The following is a 17237-nucleotide window of genomic DNA, read 5'->3' as shown; positions in this document are numbered from 1 at the left end:
AAACCGTCGAGGTCCTCGCTGCCTCCCCGGTACCTGTCACGAAGTCCCCGCGACAAACGACCGCCACACTAGACCAGGCGACCGGAAACCGACAACCGACTTCGTCGGCAACGGTCTGAACCCGATCCGTCGGCCTATCTAGTCTTAGTCTACCAACTTAGTCGCGTCAACGAAGCCGCGCGGCGCTCTGCACCGGCACTTCCTCACCGGCGACCAAAAAGCCTTTCGATATCAGAGAGTTTGAGCGACACGAAGGTGGGACGGCCATGGTTGCACTGGCCTGACGACGGCGTCGCCTCCATCTCCCGCAGCAGGGCATCCATCTCCTCAACCCTGAGACGCCGGCCGGCCCGCACCGAGCCGTGGCAGGCCATGGTCGCAGCGACATGATCGAGCTTTTCGGCAAGTCGCGTCGCGCGGTCCCATTCGGCGATCTCGTCGGCCATGTCGCGCAGGAGACCGGCGACATCCGCCTTGCCGAGGAGGGCCGGCGTTTCCCGCACGGCGACGGCGCCGGGTCCGAAAGGCTCGATGACGAGGCCGAGGGCCGCGAACTCTTCCGCCCGTTCCAGGAGGCGGTCGCAGGCAGCCTCTTCCAGATCGACGATTTCGGGAATCAGGAGCATCTGTGTCGTGACCCGTCCGGCGAAGGCAGCCTTCAGCCGCTCGTAGACGAGCCTCTCGTGGGCAGCGTGCTGGTCGACGATCACGAGCCCCTCTTCCGTCTGGGCGACGATATAGGTCTCGTGAATCTGGGCGCGGGGGGCACCCAGCGGGCGCGACAGGCGATCGACATCCGGTTCGGCTAGATGCGGCCGCGTATCGGCGGTCGGCTGGGCGATTTCCGCAAAACCGAATACCCGTTCCGGGAGCTTTTCCGCGATCGCCAGTTCTTCGCCGACTTCACTCCCCGATCCGTCCGGCAGGGGCCGGTCGAGCGACTGGCGCCAGTCGAAGGGAGTTGCCGGGCGCGCCGCTCCTGCCTCGCTCCTCATCCAGCCGGCCCCGCCCTGTCCGGTATGCGGGGAAAAGCCCTCCGCCCTCCGGTTGCCGGCGACGGAGGCCGCAAGGGCGGCAATCGTGGCGCTGCCGTGGGTCGACGAGGCTCTGTGTCCGGCGGCGACATGCGCTGCCCGAAGAGCGCCGACGAGAAGACCGCGCAACAGTCCGGAGTCGCGGAACCGCACGTCGGCCTTCGTCGGATGAACGTTGACGTCGACCTGATGCGGATCGATGTCGATGAAGAGCACGACAGCCGGATAGCGATCGGAGGCCATCACGTCCGTATAGCCGGCCCGGACCGCACCAAGCAGCATCTTGTCGCGCACGGAACGGCCGTTGACGAACAGGAACTGCGAAAGCGAATTGGCCTTCTGGTAGGTTCCAAGACCAATGAAGCCGGTGAGGCGAACGCCCTCGCGCTCGGCGTCAATGGGGATGGCGTTTTCGACGAAGTCCTCACCCATGACCTGGGCGATGCGCACTCGGCCGTCACCATTCTCGGGCTCGGCAGGAAAATCGAGCGTCTTGCGGTCCGCACCGGCGAGCGTGAAGCGCACATGGGGCGCTGCCAGCGCGAGGCGCTTGACCATATCGGTGATCGCCGCCGTTTCGGCCCTGTCGGATTTCAGGAACTTGAGGCGGGCGGGTGTTGCGAAGAAGAGATTGCGGACCTCGACGCGCGTGCCGCCCGAAAGGCCGGCGGGACGCAGCTCGCTCTTGCGGCCGACGCTCACCGTGAGGGACCAGCCGTGCGGCTCCGCGGCGTTGCGCGTTTCCACCTGGAGTTCGGCGACCGAGCCGATGGAGGGCAAGGCCTCGCCGCGAAAGCCCAGTGTCCGGATATCGAGGAGGTCGTCCTCGGTCAGCTTGGAGGTGCAGTGCCGCTCGACAGCCAGCAGCAGGTCGCCGCGCTCCATGCCGGCGCCGTCGTCGGCGACACGGATCAGGGTCTTGCCGCCGCCGGCGGTGACGATCTCGATGCGCCGTGCGCCAGCGTCCACGGAGTTCTCGACAAGCTCCTTGACGACGCTTGCGGGGCGCTCCACGACCTCGCCCGCCGCGATGCGGTTGATCGTTGTCTCGGACAGTTGACGGACGGGCATTCCTGTTCCTGCTGATCACAAGCCGGACGGCCACGGAGCGAATCCGTGCCGGCTGAAGGCAGCATTCTATCTCATGCCGGCTCGCCTGATCACCCCGCAGCGCCGGGTTTCAACAGCGCGGCAGCCAGACGTCTTCATATGCAAACTATCGCATGATTGCATCGAAGATCTGATTTTCTGCCAATGCTTCGTGATTTTCGGAAGTTTAAACTTGCTTTAAGCAAGCAGGTACGACTATGGCGCATTCGTGTATTAATTGTATCATTTTATCATCCACTTCTTCGAAGGGTCTTCGGCCGCCATGCACCGACTCCTGACATTTATCGGGCTCGACAGCGGCGAAACGGACGTTCTGCGCGCGCAGTTGGAAACCTCGACCAAGCAGATTCCGGTTCTCTATTTCCTTCTGATCGTCAATTGCTGGGCACTTTCATCGTCGTTTATGAATCTTGCGCCCCTGTGGCTGACCATCACGCTGCCCGCCCTGCTGACGGTCCTCAGCGGCGCGCGCTTCGTCTTCTGGCTGAGGGTGCGGCATCGGCGCGTCCCCGACGACCGGATTTTGAAGCAGCTTCTTGGAACCGTTGTCATCGCCGCCGTTCTGAGCGCATGCTTCGTGACTTGGGCGCTCGCCCTGTTTCCCTACGGCGATGTCCGCGCCCAGGACCACGTCACCTTTTTCATCGGCATCACCGTCGTCAGCTGCATCTTCAGCCTGCTGCACTTTCTCCAGGCTGCCCTGACGGTCACGGCCGTGGTGATCCCCGCCTATGTGATCTATCTGCTCCGGACGGGCGATCCGACCCTCCACGCCATCGCGATCAACCAGTTCCTCGTGACGATCGCCATGGTCAACATCCTGATCGTGGGATCGCGGGATTTCGCCCAGCGCGTCCGCAGCCAGGTGGAGGCGACGCGCCTCAGCGAGGAAAACGCCCGCCTTGCCAACCGCGACAGCCTGACCGACCTGCCAAACAGGCGCCAGTTCTTCTCCACCCTCGAAGCTCTGCTCGACCGTCCGGATGCCGGCCGGCGCCGCTTCATCGTCGGCGTCGCCGATCTCGACGGCTTCAAGGCCGTGAACGACCGCTACGGCCACAGCGCCGGCGACCAGATCCTGGTCGAGGCGAGCCGGCGCCTTGCCGAAATCGAGGGGCTTTTCGTGGCGCGGCTCGGCGGTGACGAATTCGGTCTCGTCATCGATGCCGAACTCGGCGACGAGGCGATCATGGACGAAGGCCGGCGCATCTGCGAATGCCTGGCCCTGCCCTACGACATGCCGGGGATCTATGCGCGCATCGCCGGGTCCATCGGCTTTGCCGCCGCGCCGGATGCCGGCCGGAGCGCGGAAGTGCTCTACGAGCGCGCCGACTACGCGCTCTATCACGCCAAGGCCAGCGAACGGGGCAAGCCCGTGCTCTTCTCCGAGCATCACGAGCGGCAAATCCGGCAAAGAAGCATCGTCGAGCAGTGCCTTCTCGGTGCGGATCTGGAGCGGGAACTGGAACTGCGTTTCCAGCCCATGATCGACATCACCACCAACAGGCCCATCGCCTTCGAGGCCCTTGCCCGCTGGACGAGCCCCGAAATCGGATCGGTCCCGCCCGACGTCTTCATCGCGGCGGCCGAGCGCATCGATCTCATCGGCACGATGACGCATGTCCTCTTTGCCAAGGCTCTCGAGGCCATGCGCCAATGGCCGGACGACATCAGGCTGTCGTTCAACCTCTCCGCCCGCGATATCTCCAGCACCGAGATGGTTCTGAAAATCATCGACATGCTCCAGCGCAGCGGGCTTCCACCGAGCCAGATCGACCTGGAGGTCACGGAGACATCGCTCGTCGCCGATTTCGACAGCGCCCGCCAGTCGCTGCAGGCGCTGAAACTGATGGGCGTGAGGATCGCGCTCGACGACTTCGGTATCGGCTACTCGAGCCTGAGCTATGTCCATCGCCTGCCGCTCGACAAGGTCAAGGTCGACCGCAGCTTCATGCGCGATCTGGAGACAAGGACGGAAAGCCGCAAGCTCCTCAAGAGCGTCATCGATCTTTGCCGCTCGCTGGATATCGGCTGCGTGGCCGAAGGCGTCGAGACGGCCGATCAGGTCGCCATTCTGACGAGCCTCGGCTGCACGACGATGCAGGGCTATTACTTTGCCCGGCCGATGACCGGGACCGAAGTGCATGCCTTCATTGCCGCGACCTGCAACGACAGGGGCGCGGGCCTGCGCAGCTGGGGTTGAGACGCCTCGATCCTGCTGTGCCGAAGCACTTCAGCAATCGGACGCCGCCACTTCTTGCCCACAAATGCCTCGCGTCGTCTGGACGCAACCGGCCCGATCCGGCATAGGAAGGCGCAAGCGGGCCTGCCCCGCCCCTTCCAGCCTACGACAGGACGGACCGCCCGTGACCGCCAGCGACAGCATCGACATTCTTTCCGGCCTCAGCCCGATCGCGGACCGATATGACGGGATCATCTGCGACGTGTGGGGCGTGCTGCACAACGGCGTCATCGGCTATGCGGCGGCAAGCGAGGCGCTCGCGACCTTCCGCAAGACGACGGGCCGTCCGGTGGTGCTCCTGACCAACGCGCCGCGGCCGGCCGCTCTCGTCGCCGACATCCTCGACGGCTTCGGCGTCTCGCGGGAGGCCTATGACAGCATCGTCACGTCGGGCGACGTGGCGCGCGAGGCCATCGAGGAAAAGATCGACGTGCCGGCCTTCTTCATCGGGCCGGAACGGGACCTGCCGCTTTTCTCGGATCTGTCGCCAAACCTTGTCGATGAAGCGGAGGCCGATCTGATCCTCTGCACCGGCCTTTTCGACGACGACGTCGAAACGCCGGACGACTACCGCGACCGGCTGCAGGTTCTTGCGAGCCGCGGCGCGACGATGATCTGCGCCAATCCCGATATCGTCGTGGAACGGGGCGACCGCCTGATCTACTGCGCCGGGGCGCTCGCCCAGCTTTATGCCGAACTCGGCGGCCCGACGATCATGGTCGGCAAGCCCTACAAGCCGGTCTATGACGCGGCGCTTGCACGGATCAGCGGCCATGCCGGCAAGGCACTTGCCTTCGACCGGCTGCTCGCCATCGGCGATGCGCTCGCCACCGACGTGCGCGGTGGCTGGGGACAGGGGATGGATGTGCTGCTGGTGACCGCCGGCATCCATGCGGCGGATTTCGGTCCGGTGGAGACACCCGACCCGGAGAAGATCGCGAAGCGGCTGGCGATCGAGGGACTTGCCGCCGTCGCCGCCGTTCCGCGCCTGAGGTGGTAAGAAAGCCGGCAATGATGCCCTCGCGCCACACGATCCGTGACGCGAGGCCGACCATGCCTCAGGAGAACATGTCGTCGATGTCGTTCTGGTTGACGCCCTCGCCCTTGAACTGAGGCCCGTGCAGGATCAGTTCGCGCCGGCGCTTCTCCTCGGCTGTTTCTTCTTCCGGCTCCGCCTCGTCCGTCTCCTGCACGACCAGCTTCAGCTTCTGAACGAGGGCGCTAACGCGCTCGTCGATGTGATTGAGCGTCTCGACGACCTTGGAAATGCGCTGGCCCGAAATGTCCTGGAAGGAGCAGGCCTCGAAAATCTCGATGACCTTGTCGTTGACGACCGCCTGATAGGCCTCGCTGTCGGAAGGATCGGCCGCCATGATCGTCTCGGCGGCGCTCATGATCGTGTTGGTCGCCTCCTCGGTCGCCTCCACGACGGCATCGAGTTCGCGTCCGGCAACCGGCAGCCGCTTGTGGCGCATGTCGGAGAGGCGCAAGGCCGCAAGGTCGGATTTCATGGTGGTGATCTCGCCGGCCATTTCCGCGAGATCCTGATAAATGTCCGCGTCGAAGGTCGAAAAATAGCCCTTCAGGGAATCGGCCATCACCTCGGCAAGGCCCATCACGTCATTGATGGTGACATTCTCTTTCAGCCGGTTCGCTTCCAGATACTGGATCACGCGGCCCATGCCCCGTTCGTCGATGGCTTCCATGGGGTCATTCCCTTCATTGCGCATTCGGCCCTGCTACCTCCCGATGAGCGTAACCCGATCCCGGCGCACCGTTATCTTTCGAGTCCCAACGACGACCGATGGATAAACCCGTTCGGTACGGAGCAATACCGATGGTGTTTTGCTGTACCGATTCTATTCATTAACCACGGAAATGCTTGAATTTCGATTAACTCGACCGGTTGAACTTGACCGACCGACGACAACCGCTGCCTTTAGATCTCGTCATTGGACAATTCGCCGTCAGGACCGCACGGCCGAAACACAAGCGCAAAAAGGCCCGCGGCATGGCCACGGGCCCTTTCCAGATTCTTGCCCGGAAGCACGGTTTCCGCGGCGGCCCGGCCGCCTCCCCCGGTCTCCGGAATATGCGATCACAGCAGACGGCGATCAGACGCCGAAGACGGCCTCGATCTTGCCCTTCAGCGTCTGTGCGTTGAACGGCTTGACGATGTAGTTGTTCACGCCGGCCTTCTTGGCGGCGATCACGTTTTCCGTCTTGGATTCGGCCGTCACCATGATGAACGGGGTCTTGGCAAGGCCCGCGTCGGCACGCACCTGCTTCAGGAGCTCGTAGCCGGTCATCGGCTCCATGTTCCAGTCCGAGATCACCAGACCGTACTTGCGCTCTTTCATCTTGCCGAGCGCCTCGGTGCCGTCCGCTGCTTCGTCGACGTCTTCAAACCCGAGCTGCTTGAGCAGGTTGCGGATAATGCGGATCATGGTCTTGTAGTCATCAACCACGAGAACCGACATCGAAGTGTCCAGGGCCATCGTCAACTCCAAACTTGACTGCGAATCCTTCGCATGACGCTTTATTGGCATGTGCCTGAGGGCGACTTCACCTTGCGGTGGACGCCTCTTCGAAAAGCAAATTACGGCAGGGACCTGAAAAGTCAGTTAATCGGTCAGAATTTTGTCAGGCCGCCTGCCTAAGGCGTCAGTTGATCGTCCGGACGGACCGATTTGAACAGGCATCGCCCCGACCGTGTCAGGCTTTCAGCCCGATCAAATGTCGCATGCGACAAAAGGAGGGAATGGTTCGGGACGCGGGCATTGTAGAATAGCCGCAAGCCGCCCTGAGCGGATCGACGACTGCACAAGACCAACAAGCGAAAGACCGCGTCATGTCATTTCACGAGGCGACCTCGCATTTCTATGAAGACCTCAAGGTCGGCATGCGCGAGACCTATCTGAAGACGGTGCTCGATTCCGATGTCATCGGCTTTGCCCAGATTTCCGGCGACCATAACCCCATCCACCTGTCGGAGCATTTTGCCGCCAAGACACGCTTCGGCGGCCGCATCGCCCACGGCCTCTATACCGCCAGCCTGATTTCCGCCGTCCTCGGCATGCGCCTGCCGGGCCCCGGCGCCGTCTATCTGTCGCAGACGCTGAAGTTCCGCGCACCGGTGCGCATCGGCGACGTGATCGCCGTCAGCGTGGAGGTCGCCGAACTCATCGAGAAGGGATCGCGCGTCCGCCTCGCCTGCGAGGCCCATGTGGATGCGACAATCGTGCTCGAGGGCGAGGCGATGGTCATGGTGCCGCGCAGGGCCGACATGCCCGGCGCGCTCGCAGGGGACTAGAGCAGGCGTTTTGCTGCGGCGCATGATGAGCGCTTGACCGGCGCGCCCGCCACGGGCAGTTTCCCGGCAGTCAACTTGTCATGTGCCGCAGGCCGCCCCGGCCGCGGACTTCACCCGCCGCAAGCCTCTGGTCGATGCCCACATCCGACGCCCGTCCCGCCGCCTTTCCCTGCGATCTTGCCGCCCTGCCCGCCTCACTGCGCGGCGGCGTGGTGGCCATCGGCAACTTCGACGGCATGCACCGGGGCCATCAGGCGGTGCTGGCCGACACGCGGCAAGCGGCCGATGCCATCGGCGCGCCGGCTCTGGCGCTCACCTTCGAGCCGCATCCGCGCTCCTTCTTCCGGCCGGACCAGCCCGTCTTCCGCCTGACGCCGCTGCACGCGAAAGCGCTGATCGCCGAAGCGCTGGAGCTTGACGGCTTGGTGTTCACGCCCTTCGACGCAGACTTCGCCGCAAGCCCGCCGGAGCGTTTCGTCGACGAGGTGATCGTCGGCCGGCTCGGCGCGCGGCAGGTGGTCGTCGGCTGGGACTTCCATTTCGGCGCCAAGCGGGCGGGCAATGCCGAGTATCTCGTCGAGGCGGGCAAGAGGCACGGCTTCGACGTGACCATCGTCGGCCCCTTCGACGACGAGGGCGGCGAGACAATCTCCTCAAGCCGCATCCGCATGGCGCTGGCGCGCGGCGATCTGGCGCTCGCCTCGGGCCTGCTCGGCTACCGCTGGTTCTTCGAGGGGGTAGTCAAGGACGGCGACAAGCGCGGACGGACCATCGGCTATCCGACGGCCAACATCGCCCTTGCGCCGGAATGCGAGCTGCGCCAGGGCATCTACGCGGTCATGGCCGAAGTCGACGGCGAACGCCATTCCGGCGTTGCGAGCTACGGCCGGCGGCCGACCTTCGACAACGGCGCGCCGGTGTTCGAGACCTTCATCTTCGACTTTACCGGCGACCTCTACGGCAAGACGTTGCGGGTGACGCCGGTCTCCTATCTGCGCGGCGAGGAAAAATTCGACAGCGTCGAGGCGCTGATTGCCCAGATGGACAAGGACAGTGAGGAAGCCCGCGCGGTGCTCGCCGGCATCACGCCCGTCTCGGGGCTCGATACGCGTCTGATGTTCGGGTGAGAGACCCGTCGCTCTGCTTGCGGTTTCGCTTTATTTCTTTTCATCGCCCCTGTAGAAAGCGGGCCATGCGAACGATAGCGCCCGCGCGTTTCCCCATTCCGTCGATTGGCCGAATTATCGGCCCGGTTCCGCTCGCCTGAGTGCGCCGGGGCCGGGACAGACGCCCATGCGCGCGAAAGCAGGTCAGGACCTGACCGCCGGACCGCGCCGCCCCGCACAGGATGCGGGATCATCGTTCCCAAGAATTTCTGACGTTTTGACGAGCCACCGACAATGACCGACACCGCCGAAACTGCCGGCCGCGACTATTCCGAGACGCTTTATCTGCCGAAGACCGACTTTCCCATGCGCGCCGGGCTGCCGAAGAAGGAGCCCGAGACGCTGGAGAAGTGGAAGGAGATGGGCCTCTACAAGCGCCTGCGCACAGCCGCCAAGGGGCGCACCAAGTATATCCTCCACGACGGCCCGCCCTATGCCAACGGCAACATCCACATCGGCCACGCGCTCAACAAGACGCTGAAGGACATGGTGACCCGCTCCATGCAGATGGCGGGCTACGACAGCAATTATGTGCCCGGCTGGGACTGCCACGGCCTGCCGATCGAGTGGAAGATCGAGGAGCAGTATCGCGCCAAGGGCAAGAACAAGGACGAGGTGCCGGTCAACGAGTTCCGGCAGGAATGCCGCGACTTCGCGACCCACTGGGTCGGCGTGCAGCGCGAGGAATTCCGCCGGCTGGGCATCGAGGGCGACTGGGACAATCCGTATCTGACGATGAATTTCGCGTCAGAAGCCTTTATCGCCAACGAGTTGATGAAGTTCTCCATGTCCGGCCAGCTCTATCGCGGCTCCAAGCCGGTGATGTGGTCGGTTGTGGAAAAGACCGCGCTCGCCGAGGCCGAGATCGAATACCACGACTATCAGTCGGACCAGATCTGGGTGAAGTTCCCGGTGGTGAAATCGGGTAACGCTGACCTTGTCGACGCAGCTGTCGTCATCTGGACGACCACGCCCTGGACCATGCCGGGCAACCGCGCGATCAGCTATTCCGACCGCATCTCCTACGGCCTCTACGAGGTGACGGAGGACGGCCTGCCGGACGAGAACTGGGTGAAGAAGGGTGACAAGTTTATCCTTGCCGAAAATCTCGTGGCCGACGTCTTCAAGCAGGCGCGCGTGACGACCTACACGCATCTGCGCGGCGTCGCGGCCGACGAGTTCGCCACCCTCACCTGTGCCCACCCGTACCGGAGCCTTGGCCTCGGCGGCTATCAGTTCGACGTGCCGCTGCTCGCCGGTGAGCATGTCACCGACGACACCGGCACCGGCTTCGTCCACACCGCTCCCGGCCACGGCACGGACGACTTCGAGGTCTGGATGGACAATGCCCGCGCTCTGGAAGCGCGCGGCATCGATACGGCTATCCCCTTCACGGTCGCCGACGACGGCTTCTACACGAAGGATGCGCCGGGCTTCGAGGGTCATCAGGTCATCACCTTCAAGGGCGACAAGGGCACGGCCAACAAGGAGAATATCGAGAAGCTGAAGGAAGCTGGCGCCCTCATCGGCCTTGGCCGCCTGAAGCATCAGTATCCGCATTCCTGGCGCTCCAAGAAGCCGATCATCTTCCGCAACACGCCGCAGTGGTTCGTCTACATGGACCGTGCGATCGGCGGCGCGGACGACACGCTGCGCGCCCGCGCCCTCAAGGCCATCGACGACACGCGCTTCGTGCCGGCCGCCGGCCAGCGCCGCCTGCGCTCGATGATCGAGAACCGGCCGGACTGGGTGCTCTCGCGCCAGCGCGCCTGGGGCGTGCCAATCACCGTCTTCATCCACAAGGACACGGCCGAAATCCTCAAGGACGCAGACGTCAACGCGCGCATTTTCGAGGCCTTCAAGACCGAGGGCGCGGACGCCTGGTATGCGGAGGGCGCCAAGGAGCGTTTCCTCGGCAACGCCTACGACGCGAACGACTGGGAGAAGATCGACGACATCCTCGATGTCTGGTTCGATTCAGGGTCGACTCATGCCTTCTGCCTGGAACAGCGCGACGACCTGAAGCCGAACCGCAAGGGCCTCGGCGGACCAGACTACGTGCTCTATCTGGAAGGCTCGGACCAGCATCGCGGCTGGTTCCATTCCTCGCTGCTGGAATCCTGCGGCACGCGCGGCCATGCCCCCTATGACGCGGTGCTCACCCACGGCTTCACCATGGCCGAGGATGGGCGCAAGATGTCGAAGTCGCTCGGCAATCAGGTCTTCCCGCAGGACGTGATCAAGCAGTTCGGTGCCGACATCCTGCGCCTCTGGGTCGCCTCCACCGACTATTGGGAAGACCAGCGGCTCGGCAAGGAAATCATCCAGACCAATGTCGACGCCTATCGCAAGCTCAGGAACACGCTGCGCTGGATGCTCGGCACGCTCGCCCACTACGAGGGCGAGGAGGTCGCGTTCGACGACATGTCGGAGCTGGAACAGCTGATGCTGCACCGGCTTGCCGAGTTCGATCCGATCGTGCGCGAGGCCTATCAGGCTTTCGACTACAAGAAGATCATCGCGACGCTGCTGAACTTCATGAACGTCGAGCTTTCGGCCTTCTATTTCGACGTGCGCAAGGACGCTCTCTACTGCGACCCGGCCTCGTCGGTGCGGCGCAAGGCGGCGCTTTTCGTCGTCTCCAAGCTCTTCGACAGCGCCGTCAAGTGGCTCGCCCCCATGCTGCCCTTCACCATGGAGGAATGCTGGTGGTCGCAGAACGGCGAGGCGGCCGGCTCAGTGCACGAGCAGGCCTTCCCGGAGATCCCGACGGAATGGCTCAACCCCGCGCTGGCCGCGAAGTGGGACAAGATCCGCGAGGTGCGCCGTGTCGTCACCGGCGCGCTGGAGATCGAGCGCACGGCAAAGACCATCGGCTCGTCGCTTGAGGCGGCGCCGGTCGTCCACGTCACCGACCCTGCCCTCTTCAAGGCGCTGGAAGGGCGCGACTTCGCCGACATCTGCATTACCAGCCAGATCGCGGTGACGGACGCGGACGCGCCCGACGGCGCCTTCACGCTCCCGGACGTGCCGGGCGTCGCGGTCGTCTTCAAGAAGGCGGACGGCCGCAAGTGCGCGCGCTCGTGGAAGGTGCTGCCCGAAGTCGGCACGGATGCCGACTATCCCGACCTTTCGCTGCGGGACGCCGCGGCGATGCGGGAGTTCGATGCCAAGCGCGACGCGGCCTGAGATGGCGGACACGGCAGACCAGGACCAGTTGCGGCGACGCCGGGTTATCGGCATCGCCATCGTGCTTGTGGGGCTTATCGCGGATCAGGCCTCGAAGCTCTGGATCCTGGGCAACAACGTGGTGACCAGCGGCGAACGGCTGGTCATCACGCCCTTCATGGACTTCGTGCTGGTCTGGAACCGGGGCATTTCTTATGGCCTCTTCCAGCAGGACAGCGCCACCGGGCGCTGGACGCTGCTCGGCATCACCGTATTGGCGGTGCTGCTTCTCGGCCGCTGGATGCTGAAGAGCCATTCCACGCTGGCAGCCGTGGCGCTCGGCCTCGTGGTCGGCGGGGCCATCGGCAACGGTATCGACCGCTTCGTGCACGGCGCCGTGGTCGATTTCGTGCACCTGCATGCCTTCGGTCACAGCTGGTACGTGTTCAACCTCGCCGACACGTGGATCGTTGCGGGGGTGGCGCTGCTCCTGTATGACTCCCTCAAAAGCAGCCACAGGGATGCCGCAAAGGACGTCTAGGGTCCGAATCGGTATGTCCATACTGATGATGGGGCCGACGGGCGATGTCTTCGCATCAGTCGGGCTGGAAGCGAAGACGGTGATGACGAAAAAGACCCTGGGATCGATTGCCCTGCTGCTCGCCGGAACGACGTTGCTCGGTGCCTGTTCTGCCACCACGACATTCGTCGACGAGGACGATCCCAACGAGATCGTCGGGTCCGGAACCATGGGTCGCGACATCCTGACGGCGTTCGGCGCCGTGCCCCCCAGAACCACCCGATACGATTTCAAGGCGCGCGCGCCCCTGGTACTGCCGTCGTCCACCGAACAGCTTCCCGAACCGGAACAGCGCAACCAGGTCGCCAACACGCAGGACTGGCCGGTTGACCCGGATGAGCAGAAGAACGCGCGCTTCCGCGAAGTCGCCGCCCAGGATGCCGTCCGCGATCGCAAGGATCAGGCCTATATCCCCGCGTCGCAGCTTCTGAACGTGCAGGGCAACAAGGACGTCGAGGCGGAGATCGCCAGCCGGCGGCGCCGGGTTCTTTCCAAGGATCCGCAGAAGCCCCTGACATCGGCGGAACTTGGCGGTGTGCAGGCATTGAGCGGCTCTTCGGCCGGAGGCGACCTCTACGATTCCGCTGGTAATCCGATCCGCAAGAAGCTGACCGCGCCGCCGACGACCTACCTGGAAGCGTCCGATCAGTATCCGGTCGCCATTCCGGATGAGAAGGACGGCAAGCCGCGAAAGAGAAGCGGCGGAATCCTGAGCAGCTGGATGGGATCTTCCGAGTAATCGGTTTTCCCGCCTTGCCGAGCGCCTGAGCCGGCCGTCAAAAATCCATCGGATACCGAAAGGCCCGTCTCCCCATGGGGGACGGGCCTTTCGATTCCAGCCATCGTTTCTTCGTCGGGATATGCCTCGTCGCCGAGGCCTGAGCCGGAGCATCGCGTCTCAAGCGACTGTCCGTCAGCGCCCCGTCAACGACCGACCCTTGCGGTCGCGCGCGCGGCGTCTGCCGGCTGCCCGGTCTGCAGGACCTCGGGGCGGACCAGCCGCGGGGCAGAGAAGAGATTGCCCTGCGCAAGACGGATCTCGTAGTCGAGCAGGTCGAGCACCTGCGCTTCCGTCTCGATCTGGTCGACGATGAGCTCCAGCCCCTTGCGAGCAAGATGGCCGGCAAGGTCGACCGGGTGGATGTCGCCCTTCAGGGGCTCCCGCTCGCCGCGCCCGAGCAGCCTGTCGGCGGACACCCGGGCATACCGGAAACCGCGCTCGCCAAGGCTCTGATAGTCCAGCCGGAGATCGGCGATGGAGCCGATCGAGAAGCGGTAGCCGAGTTCGGCGATCGCGGCGAGGCTCTCCGTTTCGATGGGCCCCATCTGGCGGACGTCCGGCTCAGCGAATTCGAAGGTCACAAACTCGGCCATCGTCCGGTTCTGTGCCACGAACCCCTGGAACTCCCGGAAGAAAGGCCCGTCGAGAAGACTTCCGAGCGAGAGCGTCGTCATGATGCCGACATCGCGATTGCGCGAATTGAGGCGCTTCATGATCTGGAAGGCCCGCACCACCAGGAACGTATCGATCCGCGGGGTGATCCGCGCGACCTCGGCCATTTCCCTCAGGGCCCGGCCGGAGATCATGTCGCCGCTGCGCGTGCGCAGCACGGCGATCGCCTCGTAGATGCGGACCTTGCGCTGGGGCAGGACGACGATCGGCTGCAGATGGATCTCCATCCGCTCCGAGCGGATGCTCTCGATGATCTCCTGTTCCACGGCCGAGGGGACGCGGGTTTCTGCGGCGGGGGCCGGTGCCGGACGGGAGGGTGCAGGAGCGGGCGGCTCCGAGTGAAACCCCGAGTGACGGACAGGGAAGGTTTCCGCCGGTTGCTGCACGGCGGGCTGGGCCACCTCCGCAAAGAGCGGCTCCGGCCGTTCGACCGGGGCGGCGTGGGCCGGCGCCTGCGGCCGGCGCTCGAGTGTATCCAGACGTTGCTCGGCATCGGCCAATGTGTCCGTCACCTGCTTCAGCAGGGACCCGAGCAGCATCACCTCCTCGGCCAGCGGGGATTCGGTATCGGCCAGACCCTCGGCGACCTTCGTCTCCAGGCGGGTCATGCGGGCGGTCAGGTCGCCCACGTCCTTGGTCAGGTCCGAGGTCACGACGCCGATCTCTCCGACCCGCTTTTCAAGCCAGTCGCGATCGGCGCGGCGCTGCAGGGTGGTCTGGAACAGCACCATGGCGCACAGCGAGGCGATGCCGAGGATCGCCGCCTGCCCCATCGGAAAATCGAACAGCACATTCAGGACGATCACGATCGACGCGGCGATGATCACCATCGACCCGATCACCAGAACGGACGCAAGACGCATCATGACCCTGTCCGCACCCCTCTGTGTCTCCTGCTCGCCGCCGGGACCATTCCGGCTCGCCCGGCCGTCCGCGCATCGGCGGTGCCGACGGGCTTTACCGGCGCACCAACCGAATCATAGGGCATCATGGGCGATTTCAGGGGCCCGCGCACGCCGGCCGTGGCGGCAGCAAGGCAAAATCGCCGGTTTCCCACAGGCTTCATCCTGCCGGAAGCACCCCGATCAAACCGGCTGGCGGAGACGCCCACGCCAGGGCTTGACCTTCCACTTGCTGGAAGGACCAAATCAGGGTCATTCGCTGTCCTCCGGAACGGGGACTGCGCGCACTTCAAGGAGAAATGCCATGATCGAGCTCGTTGTTGACGGCATCACGTGTGGCGGCTGCGTCAAGACCATCATGAAGACCGTGGACCGGGTCGAGCCCGGCGTATCCGCCGACGTCAACGCGGAGACCGGTGTCGTGCGCATCGCGTCGGAAGCGCCGCGGGAGACCTTTGCCAAGGCAATCGAGGCCGCCGGCTACGACGTGCGCGGCTGAGGGCTGGCACTGTCGGTGACGGCAGAGCAAAGGTTGGACAATTGGTCCCGCGCGGCAGCAGGCGCGCGGGCATCGATCACGCAAACGCCGCCTAACACCCTGAAAAGGCGATCCCAATAGCCTGCGGTTACTATTTGTTTACCTTGTTTGGCCGATGATGACCCCGAGCGCGGCAGAATTCCGCGCCGGACAAGCAAGGAATGCATTGGTATGGGTGTCTCAATACGCCCCTCATCGGCGTTGCGCGTGCTTTTGGTCGACAGCGATCCCGAAGCGAGGAACATTCTCAAGCGTGCTCTGGAACAGCGGATCGCACGCCCCCTGATGATCCTGGAAACCGCATCCCCCGAGACCGCCCGGCTGATGCTGGCCGAACAGAATTTCGACGTTCTCACCCTTGACCTTGACACCATCGGCGGGCCGTCCGGCTACCCCGAATTCCACACGCTGGCGCGCTCCTCGCTGACCTATGTCTGCGGTGAGGCTTCACGGGTGATCGAGGCCGTCGCCGTGGTTCGCGCGGGCGCTGCCGACTATGTCGAAAAGCCCCTCGACGGCACGGCCTTCGCCCGCCGCATCGAACGCCAGTTCGTCGTCGCCGAGGCCATCACGGTCGCCGAATGCAACGGCCTCGTCGGTCGCTCGGCCCGCATGCGCACGCTCTTCGACCAGATCGCCCGCGTCGCCCCGGCCTCCGCCCCGGTTTTCATCTCGGGCGAAACCGGAACCGGCAAGGAACTCTGCGCGCGTGCGATCCACAGCAAGTCGCGCCGCCGCGAAGGCCCCTTCGTCGTCGTGGACTGCGCCAGCCTCGGACGCGACGACCTCATGATGGCGCTCGCCGGTTCAGACGGAACCGGAGCATTGTTCCGCGCGAACGGCGGGTCCCTGCTCCTCGACGAGGTCGGCGGCCTCGACCCGGCGGTCCAGGCCATGCTCGTGCGCTTCATCGAAAGCGGCGAGGTCGTCGGGCTCAACGGCGAGGTCTTGCCGCAGCGCCTCGACGTGCGCCTGCTCGCCACCACGGAGCATCTTCCCGAAGCCCTGATCCAGACCGGCACCATGCGGGCCGACCTCTTCTATCGTCTCAACGTACTGACGATGCGCCTGCCGGCGCTGCGCGAACGGCCGGAGGATATCGGACCGATCGCCGAGGCGGTGCTGAAACGCTGCGCCGAACAGGGCGGAACGGCCTTCTCGCGCTTCGCTCCGTCGGCGGAAAAAGCAATCTCCAGTTACGCTTGGCCCGGCAACGTCCGCGAACTCGAGAACCTCATCCACCGCATCGCAATGCTTAACGACGGCGAGGTAATCACTGCCGAAATGTTGAGCAATGCCGGTCTCGGCCTTCACCGCACCTCGACCACCGCCAGCATCACGCCAATCCGGTCCGGTGCGACGGGCGAGGTCGCCGAGAAGGCGCAGACGCCAGCAGCCGCGCGGGTCAAGCCGCTCTGGATGACCGAGGCGGAGGTGATCGAGGAGGCCATCGAGGCCTTCGACGGCAATATCGCCCGCGCTGCGGCGGCCCTCGAAATCAGTCCGTCGACCATTTACCGAAAGCGGCGCAGCGTCGCTCAATCGGCGAAGGATCTCTTGCCGCAAGTCCGATTTGGCTGATAGACGTTTGTCGTGGTCGATTGTGGGGGCAACGACCGGCTGGCCGCGGAGGCCTGCCGGTTGTTTTTGTTTGAAAACTTGCTTTTCCCGCCATTGAGCCGCTAGATCGGCGCGCCGTATTGTGGCCTCATATGTGGTCCCTATGCGTCG

13 protein-coding genes are annotated in these 17237 nt (G+C 64.4%); 9 read left to right on the top strand and 4 right to left on the bottom strand.

Features of this window, described 5'->3' with window-relative positions; translation table 11 throughout:
* Positions 1 to 203: 203 nt before the first annotated feature.
* The gene (gene mutL / locus HDIA_RS05470; protein WP_099555104.1) at positions 204 to 2105 is read right to left on the bottom strand and encodes a DNA mismatch repair endonuclease MutL; all 1902 of its coding nucleotides are present in this window, start codon (positions 2103 to 2105) and stop codon (positions 204 to 206) included.
* A gap of 301 nt (positions 2106 to 2406) precedes the next feature.
* Between mutL and HDIA_RS05465 the strand changes: the two genes are divergently transcribed.
* Together HDIA_RS05465 and HDIA_RS05460 are read left to right on the top strand one after the other, a co-directional pair.
* A complete protein-coding gene (locus HDIA_RS05465) occupies positions 2407 to 4347 on the top strand; it encodes a putative bifunctional diguanylate cyclase/phosphodiesterase (RefSeq protein ID WP_157775341.1) in 1941 nt (646 codons plus the stop codon).
* A 163-nt stretch (positions 4348 to 4510) separates the two neighbouring features.
* A complete protein-coding gene (locus HDIA_RS05460; RefSeq protein ID WP_099555101.1) occupies positions 4511 to 5386 on the top strand; it encodes a TIGR01459 family HAD-type hydrolase in 876 nt (291 codons plus the stop codon).
* Positions 5387 to 5444: 58 nt separating this feature from the next.
* On the opposite strand, the gene HDIA_RS05455 is transcribed toward HDIA_RS05460, so the two are convergent.
* A complete protein-coding gene (locus HDIA_RS05455) occupies positions 5445 to 6092 on the bottom strand; it encodes a protein phosphatase CheZ (RefSeq protein WP_099555099.1) in 648 nt (215 codons plus the stop codon).
* 408 nt (positions 6093 to 6500) lie between these two features.
* Positions 6501 to 6884 (bottom strand): response regulator, encoded by a 384-nt coding sequence (locus HDIA_RS05450; RefSeq protein ID WP_099555097.1) that lies wholly within the window; start codon positions 6882 to 6884, stop codon positions 6501 to 6503.
* A gap of 353 nt (positions 6885 to 7237) precedes the next feature.
* Here HDIA_RS05450 and HDIA_RS05445 point away from each other — a divergent pair, with 353 nt between their 5' ends.
* From HDIA_RS05445 to HDIA_RS05425, 5 genes are all read left to right on the top strand, one after another.
* Positions 7238 to 7699: a MaoC family dehydratase gene (locus HDIA_RS05445; RefSeq protein ID WP_099555095.1), complete on the top strand. Its 462-nt coding sequence runs from the start codon at positions 7238 to 7240 to the stop codon at positions 7697 to 7699.
* Between the two features lie 134 nt (positions 7700 to 7833).
* Positions 7834 to 8826: a bifunctional riboflavin kinase/FAD synthetase gene (locus HDIA_RS05440; protein ID WP_099555093.1), complete on the top strand. Its 993-nt coding sequence runs from the start codon at positions 7834 to 7836 to the stop codon at positions 8824 to 8826.
* A 273-nt stretch (positions 8827 to 9099) separates the two neighbouring features.
* On the top strand, positions 9100 to 12054 hold the full coding sequence (gene ileS, locus HDIA_RS05435) for an isoleucine--tRNA ligase (protein WP_099555092.1): 2955 nt from the start codon (positions 9100 to 9102) through the stop codon (positions 12052 to 12054).
* A 1-nt stretch (position 12055) separates the two neighbouring features.
* Positions 12056 to 12574 (top strand): signal peptidase II, encoded by a 519-nt coding sequence (gene lspA / locus HDIA_RS05430; RefSeq protein ID WP_099555090.1) that lies wholly within the window; start codon positions 12056 to 12058, stop codon positions 12572 to 12574.
* A gap of 13 nt (positions 12575 to 12587) precedes the next feature.
* Complete coding sequence (locus HDIA_RS05425) at positions 12588 to 13352, top strand: hypothetical protein (protein ID WP_099555088.1); 765 nt, start codon at positions 12588 to 12590, stop codon at positions 13350 to 13352.
* Positions 13353 to 13537: 185 nt separating this feature from the next.
* Here HDIA_RS05425 and HDIA_RS05420 read toward each other — a convergent pair whose 3' ends face one another.
* Positions 13538 to 14932 carry an EAL domain-containing protein gene (locus HDIA_RS05420; protein WP_157775339.1) on the bottom strand — a complete coding sequence of 465 codons (1395 nt, stop codon included), beginning with the start codon at positions 14930 to 14932 and terminating at the stop codon, positions 13538 to 13540.
* Between the two features lie 340 nt (positions 14933 to 15272).
* Here HDIA_RS05420 and HDIA_RS25180 point away from each other — a divergent pair, with 340 nt between their 5' ends.
* Both HDIA_RS25180 and HDIA_RS05410 read left to right on the top strand, forming a co-directional pair.
* On the top strand, positions 15273 to 15467 hold the full coding sequence (locus tag HDIA_RS25180) for a heavy-metal-associated domain-containing protein (protein ID WP_157775337.1): 195 nt from the start codon (positions 15273 to 15275) through the stop codon (positions 15465 to 15467).
* A 210-nt stretch (positions 15468 to 15677) separates the two neighbouring features.
* Entirely contained in the window at positions 15678 to 17087 is a 1410-nt protein-coding gene (locus HDIA_RS05410; protein ID WP_099555083.1) for a sigma-54-dependent transcriptional regulator, read from the top strand.
* The last annotated feature ends 150 nt before the right edge of the window (positions 17088 to 17237 follow it).

It is taken from the genome of Hartmannibacter diazotrophicus (assembly GCF_900231165.1).
GTDB classification, from domain to species: domain Bacteria; phylum Pseudomonadota; class Alphaproteobacteria; order Rhizobiales; family Pleomorphomonadaceae; genus Hartmannibacter; species Hartmannibacter diazotrophicus.
This window is presented reverse-complemented; position numbering and strand designations above follow the sequence as displayed.